This window comes from Pseudomonas paraversuta, assembly GCF_904063065.1.
Classification (GTDB): Bacteria; Pseudomonadota; Gammaproteobacteria; order Pseudomonadales; family Pseudomonadaceae; genus Aquipseudomonas; species Aquipseudomonas paraversuta.
This window is the reverse complement of the sequence record NZ_CAJFCL010000009.1, coordinates 1-17,658: the sequence shown is the minus strand read 5'-3', so window position 1 is coordinate 17,658 and position 17,658 is coordinate 1. Positions and strand designations below refer to the sequence as shown.

Below are 17,658 nucleotides of genomic sequence, written 5' to 3'. Positions count from 1 at the left end.
CTCGGGTCGGCGGTATACAATGCGCGCCACCGTGTTTTGCTCACTAAAGGTGCGTTATGCAGCCCTTCGCTATTGCCCCATCGATTCTTTCCGCCGATTTCGCCCGTCTTGGCGAAGAGGTCGACAATGTGCTCGCCGCTGGCGCTGATATCGTGCACTTCGATGTCATGGACAATCATTACGTGCCCAACCTGACCATCGGCCCGATGGTTTGTGCTGCCTTGCGCAAGTACGGCATCACCGCTCCCATCGATGCTCATTTGATGGTCAGCCCGGTAGACCGGATCATCGGCGACTTTATTGAAGCCGGCGCGACTTACATCACGTTCCACCCGGAAGCCACGCAACACGTTGACCGTTCCCTGCAACTGATCCGTGAAGGCGGCTGCAAGGCGGGCCTGGTGTTTAACCCGGCAACGCCACTGGACGTGCTCAAGTACGTGATGGACAAGGTCGACATGGTCTTGCTGATGAGCGTCAACCCTGGCTTCGGGGGGCAGAAATTCATCCCCGGCACCCTCGACAAATTGCGCGAAGCCCGTGCCCTGATTGACGCCAGCGGACGTGACATCCGCCTGGAAATCGACGGCGGCGTCAACGTCGGCAACATCCGTGAGATCGCTGAGGCGGGTGCCGACACATTCGTCGCGGGTTCGGCGATTTTCAATACACCTGACTACAAAGAAGTCATTCAAAAAATGCGCGCCGAGCTTGCGTTGGCCCGTCCATGAGTGGCTTTGAGCAGCTGCTTCAGGGGCAGCTGCCAAAACTGGTGATGTTCGATCTGGACGGAACCCTGATCGATTCGGTGCCGGATCTGGCAGTCGCCGTGGAGACCATGCTGCTCAAGCTGGGCCGCCCGCCCGCAGGTATAGAGAACGTGCGGATGTGGATTGGCAACGGTGCGCCCATGCTGGTGCGCCGTGCTCTTGCCGGCAGCCTGGAGGCTTCGGGGGTCGATGACCCTGAAGCCGAACAGGCGCTGGAAATTTTCATGGACGCCTACGATGGCGGCCATGATCTGACCAGGGTTTACCCTGGTGTACGCGAAAGCCTCAAATGGCTGCAGAAGCAGGGCGTCGAAATGGCGTTGATCACTAACAAGCCCGAGCGCTTTGTGGCGCCGTTGCTGGATGAGTTGAAGCTGGGCCGGTTTTTCCGCTGGATCATTGGCGGAGACACCCTGCCACAAAAGAAACCTGATCCCGCCGCGCTGTTGTTTGTGATGAAAATGGCCGGTGTGGCACCTGAGCAGGCATTGTTTGTCGGTGATTCGCGCAATGACGTGCTGGCAGCCAAGGCCGCAGGCGTGAAGTGTGTAGCCCTGAGTTACGGTTACAATCACGGCCGGCCGATTGAAGAAGAGTCACCCGATATGGTGATCGGTAACCTTCATGAGCTTATAGCCGGTTGCTTAGATTCTGCGCCTGAGATAACGTTGGGCAATTCTGTTCACCCCTCTCGAAGAGATTCCATCGTGGTGGTCACTCGCAAACTCTGGATGAAAGTTATCAAGGCCCTGGCCCGTTGGCGTTGGCGCGCCTGACTTGAATCTGGCCGGAGATCCGGCACGTTTGCATACCTGACTGTTTGACCCTCAGACCACGAGGCACCTCATGATCCGCGAAGAATTCCTGCGTTTGGCCGCTGCCGGCTACAACCGTATCCCCCTTGCACGTGAAACCCTTGCTGACTTCGACACACCCTTGTCGATCTACCTGAAACTGGCTGACCAGCCCAACTCCTATTTGCTGGAGTCGGTGCAGGGCGGCGAGAAGTGGGGGCGTTATTCGATCATTGGCTTGCCATGTCGCACTGTACTTCGCGTGCATGAGCAGCAGATCCGGGTGACCCATGACGGCGTCGAAATCGAGTCCCTTGAAGCGGATGATCCACTGACCTTCGTTGAAGAGTTCAAGGCCCGCTACAACGTACCGACCATCGCCGGGCTGCCACGCTTCAACGGCGGGCTGGTGGGCTATTTCGGTTATGACTGCGTGCGCTACGTGGAGAAGCGTCTGGGCAAGTGCCCGAACCCGGACCCGCTGGGGGTGCCCGATATTTTGCTGATGGTGTCCGACGCGGTGGTGGTGTTCGACAACCTGGCCGGCAAGATGCACGCCATCGTACTGGTCGACCCTGCGCAGCCTGATGCCTACGATGCAGGCCAGGCCCGCCTTGAGGCGTTGCTTGAACAGTTGCGCCAGCCGATTACGCCGCGTCAAGGCCTGGATTTCACCAGGCAGCAAGCAGCCGATCCGGTGTTCCGTTCCAGCTTCACCCAGTCTGATTACGAAAAAGCCGTCGACACCATCAAGGACTACATCCTGGCGGGCGACTGCATGCAAGTAGTGCCGTCGCAGCGGATGTCCATCGACTTCAAGGCTGCGCCGATCGATCTGTACCGCGCGCTGCGTTGCTTCAACCCGACGCCTTACATGTACTTCTTCAACTTCGGCGACTTCCACGTGGTGGGCAGTTCACCGGAAGTGCTGGTGCGGGTCGAAGACAACCTGATTACCGTGCGCCCGATTGCCGGTACCCGTCCCCGTGGCGCAACCGAAGAGGCTGACCTGGCGCTGGAGCAAGACCTGCTCAGCGACGACAAGGAAATCGCCGAGCACTTGATGCTGATCGACCTTGGGCGCAATGACACAGGGCGTGTTTCGGAAATCGGCTCGGTCAGGCTCACCGAGAAAATGGTGATCGAGCGTTACTCCAACGTGATGCACATTGTGTCCAACGTCACCGGCCAGCTCAAAAGCGGGCTGACGGCGATGGATGCGCTGCGGGCGATTCTGCCGGCGGGAACCTTGTCAGGTGCGCCGAAAATCCGCGCGATGGAAATCATCGACGAGCTGGAGCCGGTCAAACGCGGTGTATATGGCGGCGCAGTCGGTTATTTCGCCTGGAACGGCAATATGGACACGGCCATCGCGATTCGTACTGCGGTGATCAAGAACGGTGAATTGCATGTGCAAGCCGGCGGCGGCATTGTCGCCGACTCGGTACCGGCCCTGGAGTGGGAAGAGACGCTGAACAAACGCCGCGCGATGTTTCGTGCCGTAGCGCTCGCTGAACAAACCCCCGCATCCGACGCCTGAGGAGCTTTGCCATGTTGCTGATGATCGATAATTACGACTCTTTTACCTACAACGTTGTGCAGTACCTCGGCGAGCTGGGTGCAGAGGTCAAGGTGGTGCGCAACGATGAGCTGAGCATTGCCCAGATCGAAGCGCTGAAACCTGAGCGCATTGTGGTCTCGCCCGGCCCGTGCACGCCGAACGAGGCGGGTATCTCGCTTGAAGCCATCAAGTATTTTGCCGGCAAGCTGCCGATTCTGGGGGTATGCCTGGGCCATCAGTCCATCGGGCAGGCCTTCGGTGGTGATGTGGTTCGCGCCCGGCAAGTGATGCACGGTAAAACCAGTCCGGTGTATCACCTGGATACCGGGGTGTTCCAGGGATTGAACAACCCGCTGACCGTGACCCGTTACCACTCGCTGGTGGTCAAGCGTGAAACCTTGCCTGAGTGCCTGGAGCTGACGGCCTGGACGCAACACGCCGATGGCTCGGTGGACGAGATCATGGGCTTGCGCCACAAAACGCTGAACATCGAAGGGGTGCAATTCCACCCCGAGTCGATCCTGACCGAACAGGGTCATGAACTGTTTGCCAACTTTCTTAAACAAACCGGCGGCACGCGCTAAGGACTTTATATGGATATCAAGACTGCCCTGAACCGTATCGTCGGTCATCTGGACCTGACCACCGAAGAAATGCGCGATGTGATGCGCGACATCATGACCGGTCAGTGCACCGAGGCGCAGATTGGTGCGTTCATGATGGGCATGCGCATGAAAAGCGAAAGCATCGACGAGATTGTCGGTGCTGTGACGGTGATGCGCGAGCTGGCGGACAAGGTTGAACTCAAGACCCTGGACGGTGTGGTCGACATTGTTGGCACCGGCGGCGATGGTGCGAATATTTTCAACGTGTCCACGGCTTCCGCTCTGGTAATTGCGGCCGCAGGCTGCACTGTAGCCAAGCACGGTAACCGCGCCGTGTCGGGTAAAAGCGGCAGCGCTGATTTGCTGGAGGCCGCCGGTGTGTACTTGAACCTGACGCCCGTGCAAGTCGCCCGTTGTATCGACAGCGTGGGCATCGGTTTCATGTTTGCCCAGTCCCACCACGGTGCCATGAAGCACGCGGCCATTCCGCGTCGCGATCTGGGCCTGCGGACTTTGTTCAATATGCTTGGCCCGCTTACGAATCCGGCCGGCGTAGTGCATCAGGTCGTAGGTGTATTCAATCAGGCGCTGTGCCGACCGCTGGCTGAAGTGCTGCAGCGTCTGGGTAGCAAGCATGTGCTGGTGGTGCATTCGCAAGATGGTCTGGACGAGTTCAGCCTGGCGGCCCCGACCTTTGTTGCGGAACTGAACAAAGGCGAGATTACTGAATATTGGGTGCAGCCTGAAGATTTGGGTATCAAGAGCCAGAGCCTGTTCGGTCTGGTGGTCGACAGTCCGGAACAATCGCTGGAGCTGATCCGCGATGCCCTGGGCCGACGCAAGACAGAAGCAGGCCAGAAGGCCGCCGAGATGATCGTGCTCAATGCCGGGGCCGCGTTGTATGCCGCTGATCTTGCCTACACTCTCAAAGAGGGTGTGGCTTTGGCTCACGATGCGCTGCATACAGGTCTGGCTCGGGAAAAACTCGAAGAGCTGGGTGCCTTTACCGCCATCTTCAAACAGGAGAACCAAGCATGAGTGTGCCTACCGTTCTGGAAAATATTCTGGCGCGTAAAGTTCAGGAAGTGGCCGAGCGCAGCGCTCGTGTGAGCCTGGCCGAACTTGAACGTATGGCAGCTCAGGCTGATCCGGTGCGCGGCTTCGCCAGGGCCATGCTGGCGCAGGCGAAGTTGAAACAGCCAGCGGTCATCGCCGAGATCAAAAAGGCTTCGCCAAGCAAGGGCGTAATTCGCGAGCACTTTGTGCCTGCCGAAATTGCCCAGAGTTATGAAAAAGGTGGCGCTACCTGTCTGTCGGTACTCACCGATATTGATTTTTTCCAGGGCGCCGATCTGTACCTGCAGCAGGCTTGCGCTGCCTGCAAGCTGCCAGTGATCCGCAAAGACTTCATGATCGATCCGTACCAGATCGTCGAAGCCCGGGCATTGGGTGCAGACTGCGTGTTGTTGATCGTCTCTGCGCTGGATGACGTGAAAATGGCCGAGCTGGCTGCCGTTGCCAAAAGCGTTGGGCTGGATGTCCTGGTCGAAGTGCATGATGGCGATGAGCTTGAGCGTGCACTCAAGACCCTGGACACGCCATTGCTGGGGATCAATAACCGTAATCTGCACACTTTTGACGTCAGCCTGGAAACCACTCTGGATCTGTTGCCGCGTATCCCGCGGGATCGACTGGTGATTACCGAGAGCGGGATTCTCAACCGGGCAGACGTGGAGCTGATGGAAATCAGCGACGTGTATTCGTTCCTGGTGGGCGAAGCCTTTATGCGTGCAGAAAACCCGGGTAATGAACTGCAGCGTCTGTTCTTCCCGGAGCGGGTTGTGCAGGTAACGGGCTCTACCCTGGATTAACCGGCGCTCTGCAGGCATCGGTTGCCTGCATCGCAAGACGATTTGGTCGGTGCTGGACAAGGACACCTATGACACTCATCCAGCAACTCAGTGTAGAAGCCGGCCTCAAGGCCGAGCAGGATTTACTGGCTTCGGTATGCGCCGCAGAGCTGGAGGCGGGTGTCTTGTTCTGGCAACCCACGGACCGTGCGCTGGTGATGCCGCGGCGCTTGAGCCGGTTACCGGGTTTCGAGCAGGCCAGTGCAGAACTGGCGGCCAGCGGCTGGCCCATTCTGTTGCGCGAAACCGGTGGTGAGCCTGTCCCTCAGTCAGCAGCGACGATCAATATCGCTCTGGTCTACGCACCGGCGCGTACTGAAGGTGATCAGGGACGTATCGAAACGGCCTATCGACGGTTGTGTGAGCCGATCTGCGATTTACTGACAGAGCTGGGGGGCGTGGCGTCTTTGGGGGAAGTTGAAGGCGCGTTTTGCGATGGTCGCTTCAACGTCAACCTGAATGCGCGAAAGCTGGTGGGAACTGCGCAGCGTTGGCGGCAGAGCCAGGGCGGGCAGCGGCCTGTGGGCCTGGTTCACGGAGCATTACTGGTTGAAAACGAGCGCGACTCGATGGTGGCTTCAGTCAACCGCTTCAATCAGTTATGCGGGTTGGAGCAGCACTGCCGTGCCGAGAGTCATATCGCACTGCATGAAGTGTTTCCTGCGCCCGATTTCTTCGAGCGTTTGAGCACCAGTTACCAACAAATTCTGGTGCCCTTGCTGAAGCCTTAGCGTGTGCCGAACACCACCATGGTTTTCCCTTTGACGCTCACCAGGTTCTGTTCTTCAAGATCCTTGAGCACACGGCCGACCATCTCGCGGGAACAGCCGACAATTCTGCCTATCTCCTGACGGGTAATCTTGATTTGCATGCCGTCGGGGTGGGTCATTGCATCGGGTTGTTTGCACAGTTCGAGCAGGCAGCGGGCCACTCGCCCGGTCACGTCGAAAAATGCCAGGTCGCCGACTTTTCGTGTGGTATTGCGTAAGCGTTGTGCGATTTGGCCGCTGATCGCATAAAGAATTTCCGGCTCTTGCAGCGCATACTCTCTGAATTTCGTGTAACTCATTTCTGCAATCTCGCACTCAGTCTTGGCGCGAACCCATGCACTGCGAGCCTGCTCCTGTCCTGGCTGTTCAAACAGACCCAGTTCGCCAATGAAATCGCCGGGGTTGAGATAAGCAATGATCATTTCTCGACCATCATCGTCCTCAATCACAATCGTGACCGAGCCTCTGATTATAAAAAACAGTGTGTGTGAGTTTTCACCGGCGCAGATGATGTTGTTCTTGGTCTGATAGCGTCTGCGTTGGCACTGAGTCAAAAATTTGTCGAGATTTTTGATTTTTGGTATGGGAGTAAAAGCAACCATTGTTGTATCCCGAAGCATGCACAGTAAGGGTTGTGTCTATTTTTTATATCGCTCTGGCTGGTTGGCGCCAGTGATTTGGCGCCAGCTTAACAGACAGATTCTTAACGGTTGTCAGAATTTTCCTGATGCTCCATGTCGCAATGAATAAAGGCTTCGGTGTGGTGAGCGCTCGGTTTCGGGCGCTGTGCTAAGCTGGCGCCCCTTTTAAATCAGTGGAGTCTGGGCGATGAAGGCACGCATTCAATGGGCTGGCGAAGCCATGTTTCTGGGCGAATCGGGCAGCGGCCACGTCGTTGTGATGGACGGCCCACCCGAGAGCGGTGGTCGTAACCTGGGCGTTCGACCGATGGAAATGCTTCTGCTGGGGCTCGGTGGTTGCAGCAACTTCGATGTTGTAAGCATCCTCAAGAAGTCGCGTCAGGCAGTTGAGAGTTGCGAGGCATTCCTGGAAGCCGAGCGCGCCACTGAAGACCCTAAGGTGTTCACTAAAATTCACCTGCACTTTGTGGTGAAAGGTCGTGGCTTGAAAGAAGCTCAGGTCAAGCGTGCCATCGAACTGTCTGCCGAAAAGTATTGCTCCGCGTCGATCATGCTTGGCGCCGCCGGTGTAGCCATCAGCCATGATTATGAAATCATCGAGTTGGGCTGAGTCGCCATTGCATGCAAGCTGGCGCAGGTTTCGAACAATAAAAAAGGCGGCTACCGGTAGGTAGCCGCCTTTTTTATATGCCCATGAGCGAATCGCCAGCTCCTGGCGTATTCAAGTCGTGCCGGCAGTCAGATGCGGTAGGTGCTTTTGGTCATGACTTTGGCCATCAGGCTCATGCCGAACTTCACTGGAGCAGGAAAGCGGAACCCGCCGGCATTGAGTGCGGACTCTGCATGTTGCTCTTCATCGATGCGCATCTGTTCAAGGATCGCCCGTGATTTCTCATCTTGCGCGGGTAGTTGCTCAAGATGCTCGTTGAGATGTTTGCACACTTGATCTTCGGTAGCGGCAACAAACCCGAGGCTGACTTTGTCGCTGATTAATCCTGCCGCAGCCCCGATCCCGAAGGACATGCCGTAAAACAGCGGGTTCAACAGACTTGGATGGCTGCCCAGCTGGCGGATGCGCTGTTCGCACCAGGCCAGGTGGTCAATTTCCTCTTCTGCTGCCTGCTCCATGGCTTTGCGCACTTGGGGTAGTTTGGCGGTCAGGGCCTGGCCTTGATACAAGGCCTGGGCACAGACTTCACCGGTATGGTTGATGCGCATTAACCCGGCCACATGGCGACTTGCCTGTTCGTCCAGCGGGTTTTCAGGTTTGACGATGGCCGGCGACGGGCGATGGGGCTGGCCGCTGAACGGCAGCAAGGTACGCAGCGCTGTGTCGGCCTGTAACAGAAGACGGTCAATCGGCGAGTAGTGACGTTGGGTAGTCATGCTTACCTCCGGAAAAAATCACGGCGGTCAGTTTACCCCAATCGGGCGTACAGGGTTTGCGCTGGATCACCGCTGAACGTGGGAGCCGGGCAGCGCCCACGATGGCGTACGGTTTTGCAATCAGCCCGGCGGCCAGTTCATCTGGCGCTGACCCAGAACGTGCATATGAATGTGGTAGACCGTTTGGCCACCCTTTTCATTGCAGTTCATTACCACGCGGAAACCGTCTTCGCAGCCCAGCTCTTTGGCAAGGCGTTGTGCGGTAAACAGGATGTGCCCTGCCAGTAGTTTGTCTTCTTCCTGCAGGTCGTTGAGGGTGCGGATCGGTTTTTTGGGAATGACCAGAAAATGGATCGGCGCCTGTGGGGCGATATCGTGAAATGCCAGCACCTGATCATCTTCGTAGATGATCTTGGCGGGTATTTCACGGTTGATGATTTTGGTGAACAGAGTATCCAAAGCTGTGTCTCCGTGAGTGAAGTCCGGTCCGAGTGTACTCAGGGCAGCGGATTACGCCCAGTCCGGTTAACGCGGGCAATAGGATTTGTTGACCCGGGCGGCTATTTTTCTCGTCATCCAGCGCGAGAAGAAGCGTGGCATACGGGTTATCCAGCGATTGCGCCGGCCCGGAATTATGATCGCCTTGTTTTTCTCCAGCGCGCGTACGGTATAGAGCGCAACTTCTTCGGGAGTCATGGCGTCTTCGCTTTGCTTGACCTTGTCGGCGTTCATTCTGGCCGCGTCGAAGAAACGGGTTCGCGTGACACCGGGGCAAAGTACCGAGACCTTGATCCCGGTTTTCTTTACCTCTTCGCGCAAGCCTTCGGAAAAATGCAGCACATACGCTTTACTGGCGAAATAAGTGCTCAGCCAGGGCCCGGGCTGGAAGGCTGCAATCGAGGACACATTGAGGATTTGCCCGCCGCCCTGGACCGCCATCATGTTGCCGATGGCATGGCATAACCGCGTGAGAGCCAGCACGTTGAGCTCGATCAGATCTTGTTCGGCGCTCCAGTCATGCGCCAGGAAGGGGCCGCAAGTGCCAATACCCGCGCAATTGACCAGCAGGTCGATCTGCCGGTCGCCTTCTTCGAGCTCAAGTAAAAAACCGGAAAGACGTAATGGCTCGCCAAGATCACAGGCCCTGAACAGTACCTCTACGCCGAAACGCTGGGTCAACTCCAGCGCAATGCTTTCTAGCGCGTCCCGCTGGCGGGCCACAAGAATCAGGCTGCGACCGCGGCGGGCGAGGGCTTCGGCCAGAGCCAGGCCAATGCCGCTGGAGGCGCCAGTGATTAAAGCGTAACGGGTCATGCTGTTCTCCATCGCAACGGTGCAGTCCGGTGACAATGATGTCCCTGGCGTTAACGCGTTCATTTAGACGCGCAGTCTACAGACTGTTGCTGTTGGCTGCGTTGATCAACGAGTCCTGCAGGCCAAGAGCCAGGCCGATGATCAGGATGAAAAGACCCAAAACCATCAACACAATGTTAATCCAGGCCAGGACTTTGACCGCCGTGCTGTTGGGTGGAGGTGGCAAACCGTACTTGTTGGGCCCCGGGGTGCCGGGCATCAACAGCAGTGCAAGGGTTAACACCAGATTGGCCACCGGCACCAGATGCAACAACAGCATCCATGCGGACCAGTTGAGGTCGTGCAGGCGTTGCGCATTGATTCTGAGATTGACCACGACGAAGACGAGCGTCAGGGTCGCGCCAAAGGTGATGGCCAGAGTGGGGGACACCTTGATCGCAAGCAGGACCAGTAGGGCGACAACGCTGGCGATGAGACCCAGAATCAGGCTCCAGGCCAGCAGGCGCATACGTCCGATCCGTCCGCTGAACCCCAGGGGATCTGGATACGCGTAGTGTTCCTCGGACGTTTTTTCCAGGCTGAGTTCTGTCATGTCTGCTTCCTTGTCAGGCGGTCATTAGCAAAGAGCCCGCTGTAGTGGGCGGGCCGGGGGAGTATCAGTGATGGGGCCAGTGTCGGGCCAGTTCGCGGGTGAGGCTGTGGGCCTTGCGATATTCCTCTTCCAGACGTGCGATCAAGTGCTCAGTTGTCGGCAGATCGTTAATGCCTCCTGCCCCCTGGCCGGCGGACCATACCGTTTTCCAGGCCTTGGCTTCTTCAGTCAGGGGCTTGAGTTTGGTCTCGCCTTTGCCTTGAAGTGCGTCGAGGTCGAAGCCCGCGCTTTCGAGGCTTTTGCGCATGAAGTTGGCGGGCACACCCGAGACGGCCGGGGTGTGGATGATGTCGGCTGCCCGGGATGCCAGCAGCATGTCTTTGTACGCATCAGGCGCATGGCTTTCCCGGGTGCCGATAAAGCGGGTTCCGAGGTAGGCAAGGTCGGCACCGAGGATTTGCGCGGCGAGAATCTCATGGCCGTGGTTCATGCAGCCGGCGAGCAACACTGTTTTATCAAAGAACTGGCGAATTTCAGCCAGCAGCGCAAAAGGGCTCCAGGTTCCCGCATGGCCACCGGCGCCTGCGGCGACTGCAATCAGGCCATCGACCCCGGCTTCTGCGGCTTTTTCTGCATGGCGTCGAGTGGTGACGTCATGGAGCACCAGGCCGCCATAACTGTGGACGGCATCCACGACTTCCTTTGCCGCGCCCAGGCTGGTGATGATGATCGGGACTTTGTGCTCAATACAGATCGCCAGGTCAGCCTGTAGCCGTGGGTTGCTGTTATGCACGATCAGGTTCACGGCGTAGGGCGCGGGATTATCCAGTAAGGCCAGGCCCGCTTCTATTTCCTCAAGCCATGCTTTGAATCCATTGCTATCGCGTTGGTTGAGCGCAGGAAAACTGCCCACAACGCCATTGCGGCAGCAGGCCAGGACGAGTTGAGGGTTGGAGATCAGAAACATGGGGGCTGCCACCACCGGCAGGCGCAAGCATTTTTCGAGCAAAGCGGGCAGTGACATTGGATAACCTCGGTAAATGGCGGGGCGGGTTTAAAAGGGTTTGACCACTGCCAGAATGACGATGGCCAGCAAGAACACTACCGGTACTTCGTTGAACCAGCGGTAGAACACGTGAGAGCGCTTGTTTTCGCCGCGGGCGAAGCGTTTTACCTGGGCGCCACACATGTGGTGGTAGCCGATGAGCAGAATCACCAGTGTCAGCTTGACGTGCATCCAGCCCTGACTGAAGTAACCGCTCGGGTTAAGGCTGATCAGCCAGCCACCGAAAATCAGGGTGGCAATCATTGCCGGTCCCATGATGCCGCGATACAGCTTGCGCTCCATGAGGCTGAATCGCTCCTTGCTCACGGCGTCCTCGCTTTGTGCGTGGTAAACAAAGAGGCGGGGCAAGTAGAAGAGGCCTGCAAACCAGCAGACGATACTGATGATGTGGAAGGCTTTGAGCCATAGATAAAGCATTTTTAGTTATTCCCAGGTTCACGGTAGATCAAATAGTAGTAGTAGAGCGTCCGGGAGTCACCTTGACGGTTGTCGCAGGGGCGCGCTGTCCCTATTATCGTGGGCTTTCCAGTGGGTTCGTTGAGGGGCAGGTTATGGTCAAGGTCGGTATTGTCGGCGGCACGGGTTACACCGGGGTCGAATTGCTGCGATTGCTGGCACAGCATCCGCAGGCTGAAGTGGTTGTCATCACTTCTCGATCCGAGGCGGGCCTGCCTGTTGCCGATATGTATCCCAACCTGCGCGGTCATTACGACGGTCTGGCGTTCAGCGTGCCTGATACGCAAGCCCTGGCTGCGTGCGATGTGGTGTTTTTCGCCACACCCCACGGCGTAGCCCACGCCCTGGCCGGCGAGTTGCTGGAGGCGGGTACCAAGGTGATCGATCTGTCGGCAGATTTCCGCCTGCAGGACGCGGATGAGTGGGCCAAGTGGTACGGTCAGCCCCATGGCGCGCCGGCGTTGCTCGAAGAGGCGGTATACGGCCTGCCGGAAGTGAATCGCGAGCAAATCAAACAGGCGCGCCTGATCGCGGTGCCGGGTTGCTATCCGACTGCAACCCAATTGGGTTTCCTTCCATTGCTGGAAGCGGGGCTGGCGGATACTACGAGGTTGATCGCCGATTGCAAGTCAGGCGTGAGCGGCGCCGGTCGCGGTGCGAGCGTAGGTTCGCTGTACGCTGAAACGTCCGAAAGCATGAAGGCATATGCCGTTAAAGGTCATCGCCATTTGCCCGAAATCCGTCAGGGTTTGCGTCGTGCTGCCGGCAAGGATGTCGGTCTGACCTTCGTACCGCATCTGACGCCGATGATTCGGGGTATTCACTCGACGCTGTATGCCACCGTGGTTGATCGTTCTGTGGACCTGCAGGCTTTGTTTGAACAGCGTTATGCCAACGAGCCTTTCGTTGATGTGATGCCAGCCGGCAGCCACCCGGAAACCCGCAGTGTGCGGGGTGCCAACGTGTGCCGTATTGCTGTGCATCGGCCACAGGATGGCGATCTGGTTGTCGTGCTGTCGGTGATCGACAATCTGGTCAAGGGGGCATCAGGCCAGGCGGTACAGAACATGAATATCATGTTCGGCCTGGATGAGCGCCTGGGCTTGTCCCACGCCGGAATGTTGCCCTGAAAACAGCTGCAAGCTTAAAGCTACAAGCTGTAAGTGAGGGCGCGGCATGCTTGCAGCTTGTAGCTGATCGCTTGCTGCTGCCCTCAAATAGTTGACCGCTTTTCTAGGAGAAGCGGATAATGCGCGTCATCACGCATTATGGCGGCACATCGCCGGGAGATAATCAGCATGAGCGTCGAATCCTTCACCCCCATGGCTTTGCAATTCACCGAAGGTGCTGCGCACAAGGTGAAGAGCCTGGTCGATGAAGAGGGTAATGATCGTTTGAAGTTGCGCGTTTTTGTTACGGGCGGCGGTTGTTCCGGTTTTCAGTATGGCTTTACCTTCGATGAAGAAGTGGCCGATGACGACACCATTGTTGAGCGCGAAGGCGTAAGCCTGGTGGTCGATCCGATGAGCTTCCAGTACCTGGCGGGTGCCGAGGTGGATTATCAGGAAGGTCTGGAAGGCTCGCGCTTTGTGATCAAGAACCCGAATGCCACCACAACATGTGGTTGCGGATCATCGTTCTCGATCTGATTGCGCAGTACAGGTTTCACACTCAACGCCGCGTAGTTTCGCGGCGTTTTGCTGTCTGGCGTTTGTGCGGGCAGGTCAGGCCGGGTAGATGCCGCCCAATACCCGCAGGCCGCGGGCCCCGGTGACACTGGGACGATTGGTGGGGATGTTTTCCAGGCAGCAGTGCGCCAGCCATGCAAAGGCCATGGCTTCGACCCAGTCAGGGTCTACCCCTTTGACCAGGGTGCTGTTGACCTTGGTTTGCGGGAGCAGTTGCGCAAGACGTGTCATCAAGGCCGCATTGTGGGCGCCGCCGCCGCACACCAGTAGTTCGTCGGTGTGGGGCTGAGCCGACTGCAGCGACTCTACGATGGTCAGTGCCGTGAGTTCGAGCAGCGTTGCTTGCACGTCTTCAGTGGGGAAGGTTGGCAGGGCGAAGAGGTGATGTTTCAACCAGTTAAGGTTGAACACTTCCCGGCCAGTGCTCTTCGGGCCCTTGGTCTGGAAGAACGGGTCGCTGAGCAAGGCGTTAAGCAGCACAGGTTCAACCTTGCCACTGGCGGCCCACTGGCCGTTGCGGTCGTACAGTTCGCCGCGCTGTTCTTGTATCCAGGCATCGAGCAGGACATTGCCTGGCCCACTGTCGAATCCAGCTACAGGGTTCGTTGGAGTTATCAGACTCAGGTTGCTGAATCCTCCTACGTTCAATACAGCTCGATGTTCATGCTCGCCCGTAAACAGGGCTTCATGGAAGGCCGGGACCAGCGGTGCTCCCTGGCCTCCAGCGGCAACATCACGGCGACGGAAGTCGCCGACCACGCAGATGTTGGTCAGCTCGGCCAATAGGGCCGGGTTGCCGATCTGTACGGTGAAGCCCAGGGCAGGTTCGTGGCGGATGGTCTGGCCATGGCTGCCGATTGCCCGGATGTCTTGCGGGGTTAGCTGCTGCTGGGCAAGGAGTGTGTTTACGCCTTGAGCGGCCAGTTCGACCCAGTGGTTTTCGGCAATGGCACAGCGTGCCACCTCGCCAGGTCCGCTGGCGCACAGGCCCAGCAATTCGCTGCGCAGGGCGGCGGGCATCGGGATGTAGTGGGTGGCGAGCAGGGTGATGCTCGCCCCCAGCTCGATAAGGGCGATGTCCATGCCATCGAGACTGGTGCCGGACATCACGCCTATATAGAGGGCCATCGCTTAGCGCTTGCTCGAGGCCAGGAGGGTGGCCTTTTCCTGGTTCATGCGGGCCATTAGTGGCTGGCTTTGCTGCAGGAAGCGCGTGCGCTCAGCTTTGGCAATCGGATCAGCCATTGGTAGCTTCTGGCCCAGGGGATCAACGTGCACACCGTTGACCTGGAACTCGTAATGCAGGTGAGGACCCGTGGAAAGGCCTGTTGTGCCGATAAACCCGATCACCTGCCCTTGCTTCACCGATCCGCCGGTTTTAATGCCTTTGGCGAAGCCCTGCATGTGCCCGTAAAGGGTGCGGTAGGTATTGCCGTGTTGAATGATTACGGTATTGCCGTAGCCGCCACGACGGCCAGCGAGCAGTACTTTGCCATCACCGGCTGCTTTAATCGGCGTACCGCGCGGCGCGGCATAATCTACGCCTTTGTGGGCGCGGATCTTGTTCAGGATCGGGTGTTTGCGGCCTGAGGAGAAGCGCGAGCTGATACGGGCGAAGTCCACCGGTGTGCGGATGAATGCCTTGCGCATGCTGCTGCCGTCAGCCGTGTAGTAATTGCTGACGCCTTGCTTGTTTGTATAGCGTACGGCGGTGTAGGTCTTGCCGCGGTTGGTAAAGCGCGCCGAGAGGATGTTGCCCGTACCCACCGTTTTACCGTTGGCCACTTTCTGCTCGTAGATCACTTCGAACTGGTCGCCCGGGCGAATGTCCTGTGCGAAGTCGATGTCGTAACCAAACACTTTGGCCATTTCCATGGTCATGCTGTGGGGCAGGCCGGCACGCTGGCCAGATGCTGACAGCGAGCTGGAGATAACACCGTGTACATAGGCCGAGCGCACTACCGGAAGGGTAGTAACACGCCGGAATGTATAGCCCTTGGCCGATTTGCTGAGGGTGATGGTCTCGAGGTCGCTAACCTGGCTGTGCAGGTTGTTCAGTTGGCCATCGGGGCCCATTTCAAATTCGAGCTTCTGCCCGTGTTTCAGCTGGCTGAATTGTTTGGCTTGCTTGTCGCTGGCCAGGATTTCATGCACTGAGGTGGCAGGAAGGCCTACTTTAGCGAACAGGGTCGAGAGTGTATCGCCCTTGGAAACCACTACTTCGCGGTGGCTGGGGGCTTTGTCTTCCTCAACTTTTGCTACAGGGTTGTCCTGTTGTTCAATTTGGGCAAAAGGCGATGGAGTCGCTTCATTTGTGGCCTGAGTGAGTTCTGCAGCGTCTTGATCTTGTGTCAGTTGTTCTGCAGGCGTTTCCAGTTCCAGATTTAGAGTCGTTCTTTTGGCTTCTACTTCGCTGGAGGGAAATACCAGCAGGGCCAGACTCAAGAGGGCGGCGATACCACTTGCTGCGAGCAGGTGGGTCTTCGGATAAAGCGGTGGCGCTTTAGGCGGTTGACTGGTCATAGATAATTTGACTTTGAATAAAGGATGAATTGGAAAAGATGACTGGCACGGTGAACATGAAATAACTGTATAAAATATAACCAAATCGCCCTTGAAGCAAGTCCGCGAGCTATTCGCGCGCGGATAGTTGCCGTATGCCGCCCGGAACTTGTAATTAGTCCCTGATCTTGTATGGTTGGTTCCCTTTGAATTTGAGCCTTACGGGTCTGATATGAAGTCGGTTGAAGAGCAGCTAGCGCTAATCAAGCGTGGTGCCGAAGAGGTACTGGTCGAGTCTGAACTGGTCGAGAAACTCAAGCGCGGTCAGCCGTTGCGGATTAAGGCCGGATTCGACCCCACGGCGCCTGATCTGCACTTGGGTCACACCGTACTTATTAATAAGCTGCGTCAGTTCCAGGAGCTGGGGCATCAGGTGATCTTCCTTATTGGTGATTTCACCGGGATGATTGGCGATCCGAGCGGCAAGAGTGCAACGCGTCCGCCGTTGACCCGTGAGCAAGTGCTGGCCAATGCCGAAACCTACAAGACTCAGGTGTTCAAGATCCTTGATCCTGCAAAAACCGAGGTGGCATTCAACTCCACCTGGATGGATCAGATGGGGCCGGCCGATTTCATTCGCTTGACCTCTCAGTACACTGTGGCTCGCATGCTTGAGCGCGATGACTTCGATAAGCGCTACACCACGAATCAGCCGATTGCCATCCACGAGTTTCTTTATCCGCTGGTGCAGGGATATGACTCTGTTGCCTTGAAGGCAGACGTGGAGCTGGGTGGTACCGACCAGAAGTTCAACTTGTTGATGGGTCGTGAACTGCAGCGCGGCTACGGTCAGGAAGCCCAGTGCATTGTTACCATGCCGCTGCTTGAAGGGCTGGATGGCGTCAAGAAGATGTCCAAGTCTCTGGGCAACTATGTTGGCATCCAGGAAGCTCCGGGTGTGATGTACAGCAAGCTGGTGTCTATTCCGGATGCGCTGATGTGGCGTTACTTTGAGTTGCTGAGCTTTCGTTCGATGGACGAGATCGATGCATTCAGGGCTGAGGTTGAAGCTGGTGCAAACCCGCGCGATATCAAAATCAGGTTGGCGGAAGAGATTGTGGCCCGGTTCCATGGTGAAGAGGCTGCTGCAAATGCCCATCGCGGTGCGGGCAACCGCATGAAGGATGGCGAGTTGCCTGATGATCTGCCTGAGGTCGAATTGACCGCTACTGAGGATATGCCGATCGCTGCAGTCCTTAATAAGGCCGGGCTGGTGAAGAACTCTGCGGTTGCGCGGGATTTGCTGGGTTCCGGTGGTGTACGTATAGATGGTGAGGTGGTTGACCGCACCTATATATATGCACTGGGCTCGACCCATGTTTGCCAGGCGGGGAAGAAGGCGTTTGCCCGTATTACCCTGAAAGCTGAATCAAACTGAAATAAGAGCTGGACGGCGCATTTTATTAACCTATAATGCGCCCACTTCCGGCGCAGTCGAAACGGAAAACTCCTTGAGTTTCAATGAGTTGGATGGTTCTTCGGCAGTGTCAGCTTCAAGTCATCGAAGCAGGAAATGAGGTGTTGACAGCAGCGTGTAACGCTG

The 17,658-nt window shown here is 57.2% G+C and carries 20 protein-coding genes; 11 read left to right on the top strand and 9 right to left on the bottom strand.

Features of this window, described 5'->3' with window-relative positions:
• Positions 1 to 56: 56 nt before the first annotated feature.
• The 7 genes from rpe (at position 57) to JQ845_RS18200 (ending at position 6,371) form a co-directional block, all read left to right on the top strand.
• Complete coding sequence (gene rpe / locus JQ845_RS18230) at positions 57 to 731, top strand: ribulose-phosphate 3-epimerase (protein WP_003444482.1); 675 nt, start codon at positions 57 to 59, stop codon at positions 729 to 731.
• Positions 728 to 1,546: a phosphoglycolate phosphatase gene (locus JQ845_RS18225; RefSeq protein WP_003444480.1), complete on the top strand. Its 819-nt coding sequence runs from the start codon at positions 728 to 730 to the stop codon at positions 1,544 to 1,546. Before rpe ends, JQ845_RS18225 begins: the two co-directional genes overlap by 4 nt.
• 70 nt (positions 1,547 to 1,616) lie before the next feature.
• On the top strand, positions 1,617 to 3,104 hold the full coding sequence (trpE, locus tag JQ845_RS18220; RefSeq protein WP_003444478.1) for an anthranilate synthase component I: 1,488 nt from the start codon (positions 1,617 to 1,619) through the stop codon (positions 3,102 to 3,104).
• 11 nt (positions 3,105 to 3,115) lie between these two features.
• Positions 3,116 to 3,709: an aminodeoxychorismate/anthranilate synthase component II gene (locus JQ845_RS18215; RefSeq protein WP_010656639.1), complete on the top strand. Its 594-nt coding sequence runs from the start codon at positions 3,116 to 3,118 to the stop codon at positions 3,707 to 3,709.
• A 9-nt stretch (positions 3,710 to 3,718) separates the two neighbouring features.
• Positions 3,719 to 4,768: an anthranilate phosphoribosyltransferase gene (gene trpD / locus JQ845_RS18210; protein ID WP_003444474.1), complete on the top strand. Its 1,050-nt coding sequence runs from the start codon at positions 3,719 to 3,721 to the stop codon at positions 4,766 to 4,768.
• Positions 4,765 to 5,601, top strand: a complete 837-nt coding sequence (gene trpC / locus JQ845_RS18205) for an indole-3-glycerol phosphate synthase TrpC (RefSeq protein WP_203009326.1) — start codon at positions 4,765 to 4,767, stop codon at positions 5,599 to 5,601. Before trpD ends, trpC begins: the two co-directional genes overlap by 4 nt.
• A 68-nt stretch (positions 5,602 to 5,669) precedes the next feature.
• Entirely contained in the window at positions 5,670 to 6,371 is a 702-nt protein-coding gene (locus JQ845_RS18200; protein ID WP_010656638.1) for a lipoate--protein ligase family protein, read from the top strand.
• Here the strand turns inward: JQ845_RS18200 and crp are convergent.
• A complete protein-coding gene (gene crp, locus JQ845_RS18195; RefSeq protein ID WP_202210233.1) occupies positions 6,368 to 7,012 on the bottom strand; it encodes a cAMP-activated global transcriptional regulator CRP in 645 nt (214 codons plus the stop codon). The genes JQ845_RS18200 and crp overlap by 4 nt on opposite strands.
• Positions 7,013 to 7,238: 226 nt before the next feature.
• On the opposite strand from crp, the gene JQ845_RS18190 reads away from it, so the two are divergent.
• On the top strand, positions 7,239 to 7,661 hold the full coding sequence (locus JQ845_RS18190) for an OsmC family protein (protein WP_003444470.1): 423 nt from the start codon (positions 7,239 to 7,241) through the stop codon (positions 7,659 to 7,661).
• A 128-nt stretch (positions 7,662 to 7,789) separates the two neighbouring features.
• Here JQ845_RS18190 and coq7 read toward each other — a convergent pair whose 3' ends face one another.
• From coq7 to hemJ, 6 genes are all read right to left on the bottom strand, one after another.
• On the bottom strand, positions 7,790 to 8,437 hold the full coding sequence (coq7, locus tag JQ845_RS18185; protein ID WP_203009325.1) for a 2-polyprenyl-3-methyl-6-methoxy-1,4-benzoquinone monooxygenase: 648 nt from the start codon (positions 8,435 to 8,437) through the stop codon (positions 7,790 to 7,792).
• Between the two features lie 120 nt (positions 8,438 to 8,557).
• Complete coding sequence (locus JQ845_RS18180; protein WP_003444467.1) at positions 8,558 to 8,896, bottom strand: histidine triad nucleotide-binding protein; 339 nt, start codon at positions 8,894 to 8,896, stop codon at positions 8,558 to 8,560.
• Positions 8,897 to 8,962: 66 nt separating this feature from the next.
• Positions 8,963 to 9,751, bottom strand: a complete 789-nt coding sequence (locus JQ845_RS18175; RefSeq protein ID WP_203009324.1) for an SDR family NAD(P)-dependent oxidoreductase — start codon at positions 9,749 to 9,751, stop codon at positions 8,963 to 8,965.
• A gap of 76 nt (positions 9,752 to 9,827) precedes the next feature.
• Positions 9,828 to 10,343, bottom strand: a complete 516-nt coding sequence (locus JQ845_RS18170; RefSeq protein ID WP_203009323.1) for a DUF805 domain-containing protein — start codon at positions 10,341 to 10,343, stop codon at positions 9,828 to 9,830.
• Between the two features lie 64 nt (positions 10,344 to 10,407).
• On the bottom strand, positions 10,408 to 11,367 hold the full coding sequence (locus tag JQ845_RS18165; protein ID WP_203009322.1) for an NAD(P)H-dependent flavin oxidoreductase: 960 nt from the start codon (positions 11,365 to 11,367) through the stop codon (positions 10,408 to 10,410).
• 30 nt (positions 11,368 to 11,397) lie between these two features.
• A complete protein-coding gene (gene hemJ / locus JQ845_RS18160) occupies positions 11,398 to 11,826 on the bottom strand; it encodes a protoporphyrinogen oxidase HemJ (RefSeq protein ID WP_003444463.1) in 429 nt (142 codons plus the stop codon).
• A 134-nt stretch (positions 11,827 to 11,960) separates the two neighbouring features.
• Between hemJ and argC the strand changes: the two genes are divergently transcribed.
• Positions 11,961 to 12,995 (top strand): N-acetyl-gamma-glutamyl-phosphate reductase, encoded by a 1,035-nt coding sequence (gene argC, locus JQ845_RS18155; protein ID WP_203009321.1) that lies wholly within the window; start codon positions 11,961 to 11,963, stop codon positions 12,993 to 12,995.
• Between the two features lie 168 nt (positions 12,996 to 13,163).
• Complete coding sequence (erpA, locus tag JQ845_RS18150; protein ID WP_003444456.1) at positions 13,164 to 13,514, top strand: iron-sulfur cluster insertion protein ErpA; 351 nt, start codon at positions 13,164 to 13,166, stop codon at positions 13,512 to 13,514.
• Positions 13,515 to 13,589: 75 nt separating this feature from the next.
• Here erpA and JQ845_RS18145 read toward each other — a convergent pair whose 3' ends face one another.
• Positions 13,590 to 14,681, bottom strand: a complete 1,092-nt coding sequence (locus JQ845_RS18145) for an anhydro-N-acetylmuramic acid kinase (RefSeq protein ID WP_203009320.1) — start codon at positions 14,679 to 14,681, stop codon at positions 13,590 to 13,592.
• Between the two features lie 3 nt (positions 14,682 to 14,684).
• Positions 14,685 to 16,076: a peptidoglycan DD-metalloendopeptidase family protein gene (locus JQ845_RS18140; RefSeq protein WP_127197092.1), complete on the bottom strand. Its 1,392-nt coding sequence runs from the start codon at positions 16,074 to 16,076 to the stop codon at positions 14,685 to 14,687.
• Between the two features lie 211 nt (positions 16,077 to 16,287).
• Between JQ845_RS18140 and tyrS the strand changes: the two genes are divergently transcribed.
• Positions 16,288 to 17,493, top strand: coding sequence for a tyrosine--tRNA ligase (gene tyrS / locus JQ845_RS18135; RefSeq protein ID WP_003444446.1), 1,206 nt, complete (start codon positions 16,288 to 16,290; stop codon positions 17,491 to 17,493).
• Positions 17,494 to 17,658 lie beyond the last annotated feature (165 nt).

Bases quoted from the DNA above. Each gene is read 5' to 3' on its own strand.
- hemJ (WP_003444463.1), bottom strand. From the start codon at position 11,826: ATGCTTTATCTATGGCTCAAAGCCTTCCACATCATCAGTATCGTCTGC.
- trpC (WP_203009326.1), top strand. From the start codon at position 4,765: ATGAGTGTGCCTACCGTTCTGGAAAATATTCTGGCGCGTAAAGTTCAG.
- JQ845_RS18225 (WP_003444480.1), top strand. From the start codon at position 728: ATGAGTGGCTTTGAGCAGCTGCTTCAGGGGCAGCTGCCAAAACTGGTG.
- coq7 (WP_203009325.1), bottom strand. From the start codon at position 8,437: ATGACTACCCAACGTCACTACTCGCCGATTGACCGTCTTCTGTTACAG.
- JQ845_RS18170 (WP_203009323.1), bottom strand. From the start codon at position 10,343: ATGACAGAACTCAGCCTGGAAAAAACGTCCGAGGAACACTACGCGTAT.
- JQ845_RS18175 (WP_203009324.1), bottom strand. From the start codon at position 9,751: ATGACCCGTTACGCTTTAATCACTGGCGCCTCCAGCGGCATTGGCCTG.
- trpE (WP_003444478.1), top strand. From the start codon at position 1,617: ATGATCCGCGAAGAATTCCTGCGTTTGGCCGCTGCCGGCTACAACCGT.
- crp (WP_202210233.1), bottom strand. From the start codon at position 7,012: ATGGTTGCTTTTACTCCCATACCAAAAATCAAAAATCTCGACAAATTT.
- trpD (WP_003444474.1), top strand. From the start codon at position 3,719: ATGGATATCAAGACTGCCCTGAACCGTATCGTCGGTCATCTGGACCTG.
- JQ845_RS18215 (WP_010656639.1), top strand. From the start codon at position 3,116: ATGTTGCTGATGATCGATAATTACGACTCTTTTACCTACAACGTTGTG.
- JQ845_RS18140 (WP_127197092.1), bottom strand. From the start codon at position 16,076: ATGACCAGTCAACCGCCTAAAGCGCCACCGCTTTATCCGAAGACCCAC.
- JQ845_RS18165 (WP_203009322.1), bottom strand. From the start codon at position 11,367: ATGTCACTGCCCGCTTTGCTCGAAAAATGCTTGCGCCTGCCGGTGGTG.
- tyrS (WP_003444446.1), top strand. From the start codon at position 16,288: ATGAAGTCGGTTGAAGAGCAGCTAGCGCTAATCAAGCGTGGTGCCGAA.
- argC (WP_203009321.1), top strand. From the start codon at position 11,961: ATGGTCAAGGTCGGTATTGTCGGCGGCACGGGTTACACCGGGGTCGAA.
- JQ845_RS18190 (WP_003444470.1), top strand. From the start codon at position 7,239: ATGAAGGCACGCATTCAATGGGCTGGCGAAGCCATGTTTCTGGGCGAA.
- erpA (WP_003444456.1), top strand. From the start codon at position 13,164: ATGAGCGTCGAATCCTTCACCCCCATGGCTTTGCAATTCACCGAAGGT.
- JQ845_RS18145 (WP_203009320.1), bottom strand. From the start codon at position 14,681: ATGGCCCTCTATATAGGCGTGATGTCCGGCACCAGTCTCGATGGCATG.
- rpe (WP_003444482.1), top strand. From the start codon at position 57: ATGCAGCCCTTCGCTATTGCCCCATCGATTCTTTCCGCCGATTTCGCC.
- JQ845_RS18200 (WP_010656638.1), top strand. From the start codon at position 5,670: ATGACACTCATCCAGCAACTCAGTGTAGAAGCCGGCCTCAAGGCCGAG.